The sequence below is a fragment of the Paenibacillus sp. FSL R5-0923 genome, from assembly GCF_038009145.1.
GTDB lineage: Bacteria > Bacillota > Bacilli > Paenibacillales > Paenibacillaceae > Paenibacillus_AQ.
Genome location: NZ_JBBPAT010000001.1, coordinates 2,571,808 through 2,585,215 on the forward strand (window position 1 = coordinate 2,571,808; position 13,408 = coordinate 2,585,215).

General features: G+C 42.2%; 13 protein-coding genes and 1 pseudogene. 7 read left to right on the forward strand and 7 right to left on the reverse strand.

Features of this window, described 5'->3' with window-relative positions; translation table 11 throughout:
* The first annotated feature begins 85 nt into the window (after positions 1 to 85).
* Positions 86 to 1,225 (forward strand): 5-methyltetrahydropteroyltriglutamate--homocysteine S-methyltransferase, encoded by a 1,140-nt coding sequence (locus tag MKX35_RS11350; protein ID WP_076300776.1) that lies wholly within the window; start codon positions 86 to 88, stop codon positions 1,223 to 1,225.
* 592 nt (positions 1,226 to 1,817) lie between these two features.
* On the opposite strand, the gene MKX35_RS11355 is transcribed toward MKX35_RS11350, so the two are convergent.
* From MKX35_RS11355 to MKX35_RS11365, 3 genes are all read right to left on the reverse strand, one after another.
* Positions 1,818 to 2,759, reverse strand: coding sequence for an NAD(P)H-binding protein (locus MKX35_RS11355; protein WP_076300777.1), 942 nt, complete (start codon positions 2,757 to 2,759; stop codon positions 1,818 to 1,820).
* Positions 2,760 to 2,837: 78 nt separating this feature from the next.
* Entirely contained in the window at positions 2,838 to 3,737 is a 900-nt protein-coding gene (locus MKX35_RS11360; RefSeq protein ID WP_076300778.1) for a LysR family transcriptional regulator, read from the reverse strand.
* 89 nt (positions 3,738 to 3,826) lie between these two features.
* Positions 3,827 to 5,017 (reverse strand): coenzyme F420-0:L-glutamate ligase, encoded by a 1,191-nt coding sequence (locus tag MKX35_RS11365; protein WP_076300779.1) that lies wholly within the window; start codon positions 5,015 to 5,017, stop codon positions 3,827 to 3,829.
* Positions 5,018 to 5,222: 205 nt separating this feature from the next.
* On the opposite strand from MKX35_RS11365, the gene MKX35_RS11370 reads away from it, so the two are divergent.
* Together MKX35_RS11370 and MKX35_RS11375 are read left to right on the forward strand one after the other, a co-directional pair.
* Positions 5,223 to 6,170: a helix-turn-helix transcriptional regulator gene (locus MKX35_RS11370; RefSeq protein ID WP_076300780.1), complete on the forward strand. Its 948-nt coding sequence runs from the start codon at positions 5,223 to 5,225 to the stop codon at positions 6,168 to 6,170.
* Between the two features lie 67 nt (positions 6,171 to 6,237).
* Positions 6,238 to 6,780: a DinB family protein gene (locus MKX35_RS11375; RefSeq protein ID WP_076284853.1), complete on the forward strand. Its 543-nt coding sequence runs from the start codon at positions 6,238 to 6,240 to the stop codon at positions 6,778 to 6,780.
* 61 nt (positions 6,781 to 6,841) lie between these two features.
* Here MKX35_RS11375 and MKX35_RS11380 read toward each other — a convergent pair whose 3' ends face one another.
* The gene (locus tag MKX35_RS11380) at positions 6,842 to 8,449 is read right to left on the reverse strand and encodes a response regulator transcription factor (RefSeq protein ID WP_256716408.1); all 1,608 of its coding nucleotides are present in this window, start codon (positions 8,447 to 8,449) and stop codon (positions 6,842 to 6,844) included.
* Between the two features lie 14 nt (positions 8,450 to 8,463).
* Positions 8,464 to 8,811: a sensor histidine kinase gene (locus tag MKX35_RS31860; RefSeq protein ID WP_143759571.1), complete on the reverse strand. Its 348-nt coding sequence runs from the start codon at positions 8,809 to 8,811 to the stop codon at positions 8,464 to 8,466.
* Between MKX35_RS31860 and MKX35_RS11385 the strand changes: the two are divergent.
* Both MKX35_RS11385 and MKX35_RS11390 read left to right on the forward strand, forming a co-directional pair.
* Positions 8,808 to 9,185: pseudogene (locus MKX35_RS11385) on the forward strand (lacto-N-biose phosphorylase central domain-containing protein); the annotation flags it as partial. The gene MKX35_RS31860 and the pseudogene MKX35_RS11385 sit on opposite strands and share 4 nt — an antisense overlap.
* A 33-nt stretch (positions 9,186 to 9,218) precedes the next feature.
* Positions 9,219 to 9,383 carry a 1,3-beta-galactosyl-N-acetylhexosamine phosphorylase C-terminal domain-containing protein gene (locus tag MKX35_RS11390; protein ID WP_256716409.1) on the forward strand — a complete coding sequence of 55 codons (165 nt, stop codon included), beginning with the start codon at positions 9,219 to 9,221 and terminating at the stop codon, positions 9,381 to 9,383.
* Positions 9,384 to 9,816: 433 nt separating this feature from the next.
* On the opposite strand, the gene MKX35_RS11395 is transcribed toward MKX35_RS11390, so the two are convergent.
* On the reverse strand, positions 9,817 to 10,722 hold the full coding sequence (locus MKX35_RS11395; RefSeq protein ID WP_076284683.1) for an AraC family transcriptional regulator: 906 nt from the start codon (positions 10,720 to 10,722) through the stop codon (positions 9,817 to 9,819).
* A 173-nt stretch (positions 10,723 to 10,895) separates the two neighbouring features.
* Between MKX35_RS11395 and MKX35_RS11400 the strand changes: the two genes are divergently transcribed.
* Positions 10,896 to 11,750, forward strand: a complete 855-nt coding sequence (locus MKX35_RS11400; RefSeq protein WP_042190633.1) for a sugar phosphate isomerase/epimerase family protein — start codon at positions 10,896 to 10,898, stop codon at positions 11,748 to 11,750.
* 125 nt (positions 11,751 to 11,875) lie between these two features.
* The gene (locus MKX35_RS11405; RefSeq protein WP_076300782.1) at positions 11,876 to 12,889 is read left to right on the forward strand and encodes a Gfo/Idh/MocA family protein; all 1,014 of its coding nucleotides are present in this window, start codon (positions 11,876 to 11,878) and stop codon (positions 12,887 to 12,889) included.
* 88 nt (positions 12,890 to 12,977) lie between these two features.
* Here the strand turns inward: MKX35_RS11405 and MKX35_RS11410 are convergent, their stop codons facing one another.
* Positions 12,978 to 13,196, reverse strand: a complete 219-nt coding sequence (locus MKX35_RS11410; protein ID WP_042190628.1) for a hypothetical protein — start codon at positions 13,194 to 13,196, stop codon at positions 12,978 to 12,980.
* Positions 13,197 to 13,408: the final 212 nt, after the last annotated feature.

Below are 13,408 nucleotides of genomic sequence, written 5' to 3' on the forward strand. Positions count from 1 at the left end.
CCTGCCATAACTCATTGGTGTAACGGTATAGGCAATCGGATATGCTATATTAATTTTAATAATTTGTTCACGAGGAGATTAATATATGAGCACTCAAACCGAACCTAAAAAGCGAACCGTTACTCCATTTCGATATGATATTGTTGGCAGCTTCCTGCGCCCTCAGGCGTTGAAAGAGGCTAGATTAAAATTCAAGAACAGCGAAATTACAGCAGAGCAGTTGAAGGAAGTAGAGAACGACGAGATTGTGAAGCTCGTGCAAAAACAAAAAGAGGTAGGTCTTCAAGCGGTAACCGACGGCGAATTCCGCCGCTCTTGGTGGCATCTCGACTTCTTCTGGGGCTTTGACGGTGTAGAGCGGACCATTATTGATCAAGGCTACCAATTTAATGGCGCGGAGTCGAGACCAGAAACTGCCCGACTGACCGGAAAAATAAGCTACAGCAGCCACCCTTTTGTATCACATTATGAATTTTTAAAAGGCGCTGCTGGTGAGGACGTTGTTGCGCGTCAATCGATTCCTGCGGCTGCGCAATTCCTGTTTGAGCTGGATCGGGTAGAAAATAAGGAAAGCACGAATGAATTATACCCGAATCGTGAAGAGCTAATTTCGGATATTGCCAAAGCATACAAAGCGTCAATTCTAGCCTTTTATGCAGCGGGCTGCCGCAGCATTCAAATCGACGATTGCACGTGGGGAGCGCTGTGCGACGAACAGTTTATAGCATTTATGAATCAGGTTGGTGTGAATGTAGCTGAATATGCGAACGAGCTTGCGAAGTTGAACGAAGAAGTGGTATCCGGTCTGCCGGAAGATCTCGTTGTAACGACACATGTATGCCGAGGCAATTATGTTTCTACTTATGCTGGAGTAGGCGGAGGTTATGAACCTATCGCGCAAACACTTCTGAATATCAATAACTACTCAGGTTACTATCTGGAGTTTGATACTGAACGTGCTGGTGACTTCAAACCATTACGCTTCCTTAAAGACAATCAGCAGGTCGTGCTTGGTCTGTTCTCTTCCAAATTTGGTGAGCTGGAGAGTAAGGAAGATATTCTAAAGCGTATTGAGGAAGCGAAGCAATATGTCGATCTAAACCGGATTTGCCTGAGCCCGCAATGCGGCTTCGCTTCGACGGAAGAAGGCAACCACCTGACAGAGGAGCAGCAATGGCGCAAGCTTGCTTATATTAAAGAGATTGCTGAAGAGATCTGGAATTAACTCTAATTAAAAAGTAGACAGAGACAATACACCTTTAACCATTCGGATGTTCATCCGTACGGTTAAAGGTGTATTTTGATTTAAAGAGTGTACATGGATTTACTTGGCGTGCTGTCACTATACCAGTGGATTGTGAGTAATTAGGGAAAATCTCCCTAATAAAAGCCGATAATTGCTTTAAATGGATGGAATCAGGGAATTCCTCCCTAAAAAACAGAGTGAAATCAAGATTTACCGTCAAATTAGTCGAATTTCAGGGAGGAATTCCCTAATTATTAGTCTGATGACCAGAATCCTCTGATAATAAGGGAGGAATTCCCTAATTATCTCCAGGTGAGCATATGATTGAGCTTTACGGAGCAGAGAGACAGAGAATTAATTTGGAATTATTAACTCGCGGCACTTGCTGAGTTGCCCACGATTGTGGTTGCAATGGCAGAAAATTGTGTGTGTTCAGTAAGTAGAGGAAGCTTGGAATGCTCCTTCTGACCTTGGAAAACGGGTTGTTTTTGTGCCATCCTCAGCATAAAAGAAATCACCCCCGTTTATTAAACGGGGGTGATTTAGTCTAAGAGGTATGAGGTGCCACTTATTAATTGTCTTTAGAATGTCTTTCGCCAACCTGAAATTCATCGGCATGTTCAAACATGTATTTCACGGTCAGTGGCTCTTGCCCCGTCAAATTTTTAAAGTCGTCTGTAAAAATATCCATTTTCCCTTCACGGATAGCCTGTCCAAAAGTAACCATACCTTCGGAAGAAAAGGGTGCTTCGGAACCTTCTTTAAATGCACCGTCGGTAGTTCTAGGCACACCCATGGCTTCGAATACGGCATAATTCTCTTCATCCGTATTTTCTTTGTAGGTGATATGATTACCGGTTACTACATTACCGATCTTAATGAAGTCAGTAATCGTCATTAATTCTTGTCCATTGATATCAAGGATCGCTTCATGATAATTTTTGGAGGCTAGGGCATGAGCAACGGCTTTTGCACAATCCTTCCGCGAGATATAAGCCATTTTACCGTCACCCTGATTGTTTGTTAATACCCCGTCACCCTTCACATAAGTGAAGTAATTGGTAATCATCGCTTCCGCGTATTGGGAATTACGAAGGAAAATATAATCGAGCCCTACGCTTTGAACATAACGTTCGGTATAAATATGATCAATTTTCTCAACGCTTGGATTGGTTTCATCAGCCGCATTTACTAGAGAAGTATAAATGATCTGTTTGACTCCGGCTTTTTTGGCAGCATCAACCACATTTCTGTGTGCATTTTGGCGTTTCTCCCCAACAAAAGGCATGGAGATCAGAGCAAGTTTATCAGCATGAGCAAAAGCTTCGGCAAGGCCTTCCTTGTTATTAAAGTTGGTCACATGTGTTTCAATCCCTTGTTCCGCATATTCTTTCAAACATGCTGGATCGTAAGCGCAAAAAATGATTTGGTCCTTATCTACCAGCTCTAACAAATATTCCGCAGCTTGCTTCCCTAGATTTCCATCGACACCCGTCAACAATAATTTACCCATGATCATCGTCACTCCTTGTGGATATGATTTATACCCTTATAGTATGTGAAAAAACGAACATAGTCTAACACATAAAACTTATGGTCGATTGCTAAAACCAATGTGGATTTGCTGAAGGAAGGAGGGCAGGGCAGGGTTGGTATTGTTTTTAAGATATCCTGCTTCGATTGCAAAGGTATGATGTGAATCCTCTAATGGGATTAACCGGACTTTATCTTGAAGATAGGCGAGCTGATAGTTATCCGGAAAAAAGCCAATCAAATTCTCCGTGATGATATAAAACAATTCTGTCTCCACATCGTCTACGGTTCGAAGGATGTTCGGCTGATAGCCGTCTTCAATTGCATGCTGGATCATTAGATGATAAGAGTTTCCAATAGCTGTTGGATTCAGCATGACTAGTGGATGTTCATATAACTCCTCTTTGGCGATCGATTCATGATGAAAAAGAGGATGGTGATGACTCACAGCCGCACAATAACGTCCCTTATATAAGGGATAGGTTACAATGTCCTCTTTTCCCTGAAACTCGGAGTCAAAGGCAATAGCTACGTCGTAGATCCCCTTTTGCAAGTATTCTGCAATATCTTTTAGCAATACTTTATTCAGTTCCAGCTTAATATTCGGGTGATGATCCTGAAATGAGGGAATCAATTTCAATAAACTTTGGATATCCGTCATCGCCGCATATTCGATACTCAGGGATTGCGTATTATACTTTTGGAAATTCTCCATACTTATCTTCATATGATTGTATTGCTTCCAGAGGATGAGGGCTTCGCCATAAAAAAGCCATCCGGCTTTGGTTGGTTCGATAGGGATCTGCTTTCTATCAATCAATTGAATGTTGAATTCCTCTTCAAGCGCGGCGATTTGTTGACTAATGGTGGTCTGCGATACATAGTTCTTTTTAGCTGTTTCGGTAAAATTTCTGCATTCAACGAGATCAATAAAATATTTAATCCTTCTTATGTTCATAGGATCCTCCGCTTACCGCTGTTTGCTTTATTATACCCCAGATAGCAAAAAGAGAGCCTCATTTACGAGACTCCCTTTTTGTACTCATCCTATTTTGTATAGTTATCGAAATAACCTTGAATATAAATCATCGGTGTTCCTTTATCGCCACTACCAGAAGTCAAATCAGATAATGAACCAATCAGGTCCGTTAATCTACGAGGAGTAGTCCCTTGTGCTTCCATCGCACCAACCAGGTCATCATTTTTATTCTGGATGTATTTAGAAATGGCTTGTTTCAGCTCTTCACCACGAAGATGAGAGAAGTTGTTATCGGCCAAATATTTCAATTTCACTTCATTTGGTGTTCCATCAAGTCCGGCAGTGTAAGCAGGGGATACAACTGGATCTGCCAGTTCCCATATTTTACCGACTGGATCTTTGAATGCTCCATCGCCATAAACCATAACTTCTACAGTTTTACCTGTAATTTCTTTGATTTTTGCTTGGATACCATCTACGATAGGTTGGCAGTTGTTTGGAAATAGTTTTACGCTTTCTTCTGTTGCTTTATTGGATCCAAGCAGACCATAAGCTTCGTTAAAGCCACTGCCATCAATGGATTGTGTAAGAATATCATCCAAGCCAAATACTTTTTCAGCACCGTTGTTTGTGAGAATGCGTTTGGTTCTGAAGCGAGTGTGAATATCGCAAGTTAATACATTTTTTGTATAGTTTAAAATGGTTTTTGGGTTGTTGGAGAAGATGACTTCGCAAGCCACACCTTCAGCTTCAATCAAACCTTTATAATATTCGATATAGTCAACACCTGTGAATGGGTGCTTAATATAGCCGAAAAACTCACGGAATTGAGCCTCTGTTAACACATCCGTCCATGGATTAACGCCCTTAGCATCTAATTCGTCGATGTCTACAAGATGGTTGCCCACTTCATCAGATGGATAGCTTAGCATTAAGACTACTTTTTTTGCTCCTTTGGCAATTCCACGCAAGCAGTTAGCAAATCGGTTACGGCTAAGGATAGGGAAAATAACACCCACAGTTTCTTCACCGAATTTTGCCTTTATATCAGCAGCAATATTATCAATTGTCGCATAGTTTCCTTGTGCCCGAGCCACAATGGATTCCGTTACGGTTACAATATCACGATCCTCGATCGAGAAACCTTCGACTGTTGCTGCATTCAATACCGTTTGCACTACGATTTCTTCAATGTTATCCCCATTGTTAATGATAGGCCCGCGGAGTCCACGTACCACTGTTCCAACTACTCTTTCCAATATGATCTCTCCTCTTATAAGGGTATACTCTATATATAAGTAACGGTTATAAACCCTATATTACTATACCCTTTTAGAGCGATATAAGTAAAATTAATGTTTATAATATCTAATATAAAAATGATTTATAGATATAGAAGCTTTTAGAGATTTTTAACATTGCCGTTAGAGATAGAAAAACAATTTCTCGGGGAGGGAGAGTCGTATGAACAAAATGGACCGTTTGTTAGCTATAGTGCTTGAATTGCAGCGTAATAAAGTGTTGCGAGCGGAGGATTTGGCGGCTACGTTTGAAACGAGCGTGAGAACTATTTATCGGGATATTCAGGCACTTAGTGAAGCGGGCGTATCCATAATAGGAGCGCCAGGGCAGGGCTACTCCTTGATTGAGGGCTATTTCCTGCCACCCGTTAGTTTCACGCTGGACGAAGCAGTGACATTGCTTATCGGGACTGACTTTATCGAGCAGTGGTTTGATGCCCACTATGGCAATAAGGCTAGAAGTTCTAAAGCGAAAATAGAAGCTATCCTGCCAGAAGCCATCCGCAGTGAAGCATCACAGATCCGCAAAAGTTTTCGTTTATTTGCATCCGCAGCAGATATAGCACCAATACAAGAAAAGGCATGTCTGGAAGCCATTCGTCGAGCGATATTAGAGGAAAGGAAAATAAGATTTCGTTATTCCAAAAGAATCGCCGAAGCCGATGGGAACCGTCAAAGTATTCGTACGGTTGCTCCTTACGGACTTGTGCTTCATCAAGGATCATGGGTACTCGTCGCCTGGTGTGAATTGCGTCAAGACATCCGTCATTTTCGGTTATCCCGAATGAGGGAGCTTATTGATCTGGAAGATAAATTTATACGGCCAGCGGATTTTCAATTGGAGGTATACCAACCTCCTGATGATCGTAACGTTCATGTGGTTATCTTAGTCCATTCTGACATAGCTGATAAGGTAAGGGAATCGAACAATTTCTATATGGAAACTATAGAGGATCATGCGGAAGGCTTACGGGTTACTTTTCGAGTTCGAGAGCCAGCGGAATTGCTGCAATGGGTGCTGGGCTGGGGAGGTGGCATGGTTGTGCTAGAGCCGGAATCTTTTCGCCATCAAGTTAGAAACGAACTAGAAATAATGTTAAAACGCTACTGACATAACGCTGTCAGTAGCGTTTTTGTATACTTGGATAATCAATGACTACAGGAGCTGATATATAATGATTACAACAAAAGAAGCCTTACAACGTTTCGAAGAAACTGCGACATACTATATTCATGAAGTAGAGCGATTCAATCTGGAGCAGCTGAAGCAAAAGCCAAGTGAAAACGAGTGGTCCATCGGACAGATGGTTCAACATCTCATTAACTCGGCACTGTATATGCAGCTTCGTAATATTGATCAATGTCTGGTGCTCAACCAAGATCCCTTGGTATCTCATGTGGGGAAAACCGAGGATGGTGCGGCTATATTTGCACAAGGCAGTTTTCCGCCCATTCGTATTCAGGTTCCGCCTTCCGCCCAATATACGCCGGAGCAGCCGGAGAGCAAGGAACAATTAAGTCAAGGGTTACATTCAGTTATCCAAAGAATGAGAGAAATCGAACCGTCTCTTGAAAAAGCGTCCAAACAAAATACCGTATCTCACCCGCGATTCGGTGGACTATGCGCGGAGGAATGGTTCCTGCTTATTGAGATGCACTATCGTCATCATCTTCTGCAGCTGGAGCGATTAAACAATGAATTGTTTCGGAAAGTGTTGTAATACCAAAAAAGAGGCCGTTGCTGATCTACAGCAACGGCCTTTCGTCGTAAAAGAAAGGATCTTAATTTCCTGAGCCAAGCGTCGCTTGAACATAATCTTTATATTCACTCGGATTAACTCCAAAATGCTTCTTGAAAAGTCTGGTGAAATAAAATTGATCATGTATACCGATTTGCGTAGAAATCTCTTTGACATAAGGGTTGCCCTTTAGAATTAACTCTGCGGCTTTCTCCATTTTTACGGTGTTAATGTAATGAATGATACTTTGGCCGACTTCTTCTTTAAAGATTCTGGATAGATAGTTCTCACTTAAGTTGACCTGCTTGGCAATCAGAGATAAGGTCAGCTTTTTCTGATAATTTGCATTGATATAATCAATTGTTTGTTTAACATCCCTATTATGGGTAGTCACAATCTGTTGTTTTTGATGTGAGAATAATTGAAATAAAAGCTCCATCTGCGTTAGAATCTCAGCACTTCGTTTACTGTTTGCAATATTCTCAATAGTTGTTTTCAAAAGCTTTGGATCCTCAACGATAATGTGAGCATCGCATAATGGAAGATAGTGCAGACAATTGACGATGAATGTTTTGGCTTCAGCCGGCTTTATTTGTTTCGATCTGCAGGTCTCAAGGAAATTTTGAGTGGCTTGATTAACGGCTTCAACGCCCGAACGTTTCCAGGCCTGTATTAAATTCGTAGAGAACTCATGAACGTTTTCGAAATCGAGCGTATCATTTAAATGGACAATCTCGGGATCAATAATCGTTATTTCGTTGTAAAATTGGATTTCCAAGGATTCTTTACATCGCTCTAGCATTACTTTCGCCTCAGCGTATCCTCTAATGGGCTGGGAATAAACAATGGTAGGGGTAATGGAAATATACATTTTGATCAACTGAATGACTCTATGGATAAAGTCGGTACGGATAATTTGCTGATTGTCCAAGGTATCAGTGGAGATTAGCAGCAACAATGCATTCGATTCAAGCTGAATAATTTCGAATTGATCTACGGTTTCTAGGATATCTAAGATGATGTTTTCAATGAAGGATACCGATAGCTGGTTTTTACGTGCGCTAGGGCTGGCGCTATTTTGCTCAAAGGTGATGTAGAACAAGTAGCAGCTATTTTCACTAAAAGCGAGTGTTATAGAATTTTGCTGCTCAAGCTGATTCATATCATAATATGGGTCGGTAAAATAATCTTTTAAAATCGCATTCTTCACACTCTTTAAATTGTGTTGCAATAGCTGAGATTGTGTCTCTAGCTGCTGCTTGGACTGAAGCTGTTCTTGGATTAGCTGCGTGGATTTCTCCAGCAACTGGATGAGGTCCGCAGTCTTCATACTAATCTTAAGCATATAATCTACAGCGCCAAGAACTAATGCTTCACGAACCAACTCATACTCCCCGTGGTTACTTGCCACCAGGATTTTCCCGGCAAACCCTCTGTTATTGAGTTCTTTTATCAGCTGCAAACCATCCATATTAGGCATTTTGAGATCTGTAATGATGATATGGGGATTAAACTTCTCAACAAGGGTTAAAGCTTCAACTCCGTCAGAGGCTGTAGCACAGATCATATATCCAAGCTCTTCCCATGGAATCATGGTTCTGAGCGCGACTTTTACAATGGGTTCATCATCCACCAGCATTACATTATACATTGGATACACTAGTATCACCCCTTATCTTCTTCGTAGGTTTGTTTGGGGATAATCAGGCGGCAACAGGTTCCTTGACCCACCAAGCTTGTGATGAATAGTCCGTAGCTCTCACCATATTGAAGCTTAATGCGATCGGCTACATTAGAAATTCCGATACCGGACAGCGTATCAGCCTTTTCCGATTTTTTCGTGTCAAAGCCTTTTCCGTTATCAATGATTTCTATAACAAGTGTATATTCATTTTTTGCGTAAGCCTTAATGCGGATAAGAACTTTTCCTCCAATATCCGTAACCCCATGGATGATAGCGTTCTCAGCGATCGGCTGCAGAATAAGTTTAGGGATCAGACTATGTTCGTGAATGGGTGCATCAAGGCGGCGGCTTTATTGGAATTGGTGATCCAACGGCATATGAGCATCAAGGGGTTCTCTTTCAACTAGCGGATATTTTAGGTGTTCAAAAGGAAATGGGTTTTACAGCAAGCGTTAATAAGCCTAAGGTAACGCCAGTAAAGAAGCATTTCATTACGGAAGATCTGGAAGGCGACATTGATTATGGTGAAGGGATGACCATGATTTATCAAGCGGAGATTGGAGCACAAGTCTTGGATGTGCACGACAATAGCTGCAATCTTGCCGTGAATTCATTTGGGCAGGGTCGAGGCGTTTATATTGCAGGGCTGCCGTATAGTATCCAGAATACTAGATTACTGAGCCGGGCGATCTTTTGGGCTGCACATCAAGAGGAACAATTGTATTCTTGGTTCTCATTGAATCCGAATGTAGAGTGTCATGCTTACCCTGAGACTGGCCGCTATTGTGCTGTAAATAACACAGCGGAGACCCAAAAGACGACGATCCTTATGGAGAACGATTTGAGAATAGAGCTCGAATTGAACGGAATGGAAAGTGTGTGGCTGGATATGAATATGTAACTTCACTTTAAGACATACATTTAAGGAGTCAGTCGTAACTACGGAGAATATTTGGACTTGCGGCCGCTGTTGTCTCAAACTTTCCTGAATTGTACCGCTTCGATAGAGTAATTGGGGGATTTCTCCCTGAAATTCCGGGATTTTTGGTCATTAGATTAATAATCAGGGAAAACCTCCCTAAAGTTTTGCTGATTCGATAGCAATTAAAGGAATCCCCCTTATTATTAGGGAGGAATTCCCTGATTTCGTTCGTTTAGAGCGAATTTTGATTATTTTCAGGGAGTTTTTCCCTAATTAGTTTTAGAGCCGCCCCCTTCTTCGATTTTTCAGGGAAGGGGGCTTTTTCTTTTTAATCATAAGCATGAATCCATCAACCGCAATGTTTTTGGCGAGTTCTTCTTACTTGGATTGAGATGTTCTGGGGTTTCCGTATCTAGAGAATCCGAGACAACTTGCGATACGCCCGCGGAGAAATCCCCTCATTTGCCGTGAACACCCTGCTGAAATAATGGATATCGGGATAGCCGACCTGATCGCCCACCCTCTCAATCGGCCAATCCGTTTCTCGCAGCAGCTTACGCGCTTCCCTATGCCGGATCGAGCGGAGGTATTCTCCGGGGGGCATACCTGCAACCTCACGAAAGAGCTTGGCAAAGTGGTCCTCATGCATATTCATGGATGTGGCCATGGATTTATTGGTCCAGCGTTCTGCTAACCGCTCTTCTAGCTCGTCTATTAATGCCCTGATCCGCTCAGTATGAACTGAAGACTTAGCTGCAACGCGGGAGTTTTGCGTTCGAAGCAGCGAAGTCAGAATACCAAGTAGTAGCCCTCGACAGACCCACTCATAACCGGCAGGCCGCATAGTGAATTCATGAACGAGCTGTTCCATGGCATGAACACATTCGGGTGGCGGGGAGTAGATCGGTTCTTGTGACAATGGCATGAAGGGGACGGTTACGGCTTCAAAGGCGAATTTATCGTGTATGACTTCATCCTCATTAACTACCATATCTTCATCATGTGTAATAATTGATTCCCCAAAGAAATCAAAATGGATTCCAATAAGCTTAGTATCTGAATCTGACAGGATAACATTCTGATGATATACCCCAGATGAGAGGAAAATTAGCTGCCCAGCGTTCAGTATATATTCTTCCGTATCCATCTTTGTTAATAATTTGCCCTGGCGAACATATAGTAGCTCGAAGTCATATAGCCTTCTTCTTTGGAAGGTGCAAGGCGGAAGTGTCTGCAATTGTGCATAGTGAATTCCGGGTGCCCAATCACGAGAGGGTACCTGCTTTCTCAGTGGGTAAGAGGGATCTTTGTCAGACATGTCACTGCCTCCTGAATCTTTAATAGAATAGACCGGAATAATGCAAAAAGTCTCTTCTTCGCCTAAATAAATCGAATTTTAAATCTAGTATAATATAAATAATTAAAGGATACAAAGTGCATCTAAGCCTAGGGAGTGGAAAACGGAAAAGAACAAATAGGAGGAGGATTCAAATGAAAAAGGGAATAAACATCTGGTCGTTTCGCGAAGGAACTGAAATTAAAGAATGCGTACGTCTAGCCAAAGCGGCTGGATTTGAGGGGATCGAGCTGTCATTAAATGAGTCAGGTGAACTTGGCCTGCAAACCACTGAGAAAGAAGCGCGTATCCTTCGTGATTCTATTAATGAAACGGGTCTGGAGATCGCGGGGCTGGCAACAGGTCTATATTGGTCTTATGCGATGACTAGTGAATCTGAAGCGAATCGAACCAAGGCAATCGACGTATGCAAAAAGCAACTGGAGCTGGCGGCTGCGCTAGGTGTAGATACAATTCTTGTCATCCCTGGCGCTGTTGGTGTGGATTTCATCGAGGGCTGTGAGGTTGTTGATTATGAAAAAGCTTATGATAGAGCGCTGGAAGCGATTAGTCATTTAGCCAAGGATGCTGAGCAAGCAGGCGTTTCTATTGGTCTTGAAAATGTGTGGAATAAATTCTTGCTGTCTCCGCTTGAATTACGTACTTTTATTGATACGGTCGGTTCCAGTTATGTAGGTTCCTATCTTGATGTTGGAAATATCGTGCATTCCGGTTATCCAGAGCAGTGGATACGGATTCTAGGCCATAGAATTAAAAAAGTGCATTTCAAGGATTACCGTCGGACGGCTGGTGGGCTTCACGGATTTGTTGATCTGCTCGCTGGGGATGTGGATTATCCAGCAGTCATGAAAGCGCTTGAAGACATTGGATACAACAATTATGTTACCGGTGAAATGATACCGTCATACACACATTATACGGAGCAAATTATTTTTAATACTTCTGCAGCTATGGATGCCATTCTCGGACGTACCACTTTCAAAGCTTAAAGTAAGGGGGAAAGGCGATGCTCAGTCTATAGCAATCATTGAGGCTGAGATACAATCCGCTGGGCTGGAAGGTGCTTGGATAGAGCTTGTTTAATTATTAATCATTTAGCTGGGGAGGCTTCACTATGTTGAAAATAGGTTTGATTGGCTTTGGATTTATGGGCCGGATGCATTTTGATAATTATGTTCGCTTAACGGAAGAGGGGCATCCCATTGCCCTTAAAGCCATCTGTGACTTGCGAATTGAGGAATTGAAAGACGGTAAAGCGGACGGCAATATGAGTACCGCTCGAGAAGTGTATGATTTAACAGCTTACAGTCTCTATGATGATCTGGAGAAAATGATAGCGAATGAGGAACTGGATATGATCGATATCGCAGTTCCTACTTACCTGCATGCTGAAATGGCTTGTTCTTTGCTGGAACGAGGATATCATGTCTTTTGTGAGAAGCCGATGGCTAGAACTTCAGTAGAAGCAAAGAAAATGGTAGAAGCAGCGGAGCGCAGTGGAAAGAAATTGATGATCGGACAGTGCCTGCGTTTTTGGCCAGGGTATGAATATTTGAAAGAAGTTGTGGAAACTGAGCAATTTGGTAAAGTGACAGAAGGATATTTCTACCGTGGTTCAGGGGCTCCTAAAGATTGGTTTCTGGATGAGAAGCTGAGCGGTGGATGCATTGTGGATATGCATATTCACGATACGGATATGATTAACTATCTGTTCGGCAGACCGGATAAAGTATCGACTTTGGGACGGAATGTTCTACCGGGAAGCGGATATGATATTGCTTCTACACACTATTTTTATAAGGATGCAAAGGTGATCAATGCTCAGGTGGACTGGACGCTGGAGGGCGACTTTGGATTCTACATGGGGTACAGGGTTAACTTCGAGCGAGGAAATGTTGTATTTGATGGTAGTGGAGTCAAGGTGAATCCCAATGATGGAGCAGGCTTTACGGTAGAGCTTTCCCCGGATGCGGGCTACTACAGAGAGCTGGTCTATTTCTTGGATGCGATTATTCAAGATAAGCCTATTATCATTTGTACGCCTGAGAGTGCAGCAGAATCTTTGGAAATCATAGAGGCGGAAGTACAGTCAGCAAATGCCGAAGGGGAATGGATTGTACTTAACTAGCAAGATATAGAGGATGCAAAGGCGTGACGAGAGGAAAGATCATTGTAGATGATTTCTCCAGTCACGTCTTTTTGGCATGCATTCTCATCTAACCTTTATTGCGCTGGAATTTTGTATTGTCCCTAGCATAGTGTGATACGGAGCCGTCATATCTTCTAAGGCGTACCTGTACATCGGAGAACTCTTCAACGATTCCTGAGGCAACCTCAGAATACATTCCATCAGGGTCAAGCTGTAGGGCAGTGATATAAGTTTGGGATAAAGCGGCTATGAAAAAATCAATATTTTTATTAAGTGTATGTGGCATGGTATTCCCTCCGGTGATATCTTCAACATGTATGAATATAAATAATCCTAAGGAACTATTTTACCACGATTTGCGGATGAATTTGAGGAGGAATTACTTGATTTCGGTCAAAAATATGCGAAATTTGGTTGTAATTGTATTAAAATCCGAAGATCATCCGAGGGCAGGTAGCGAAGTTGTTTCGCTGTCTGTCTTTTTTTTACTTTCTGGTT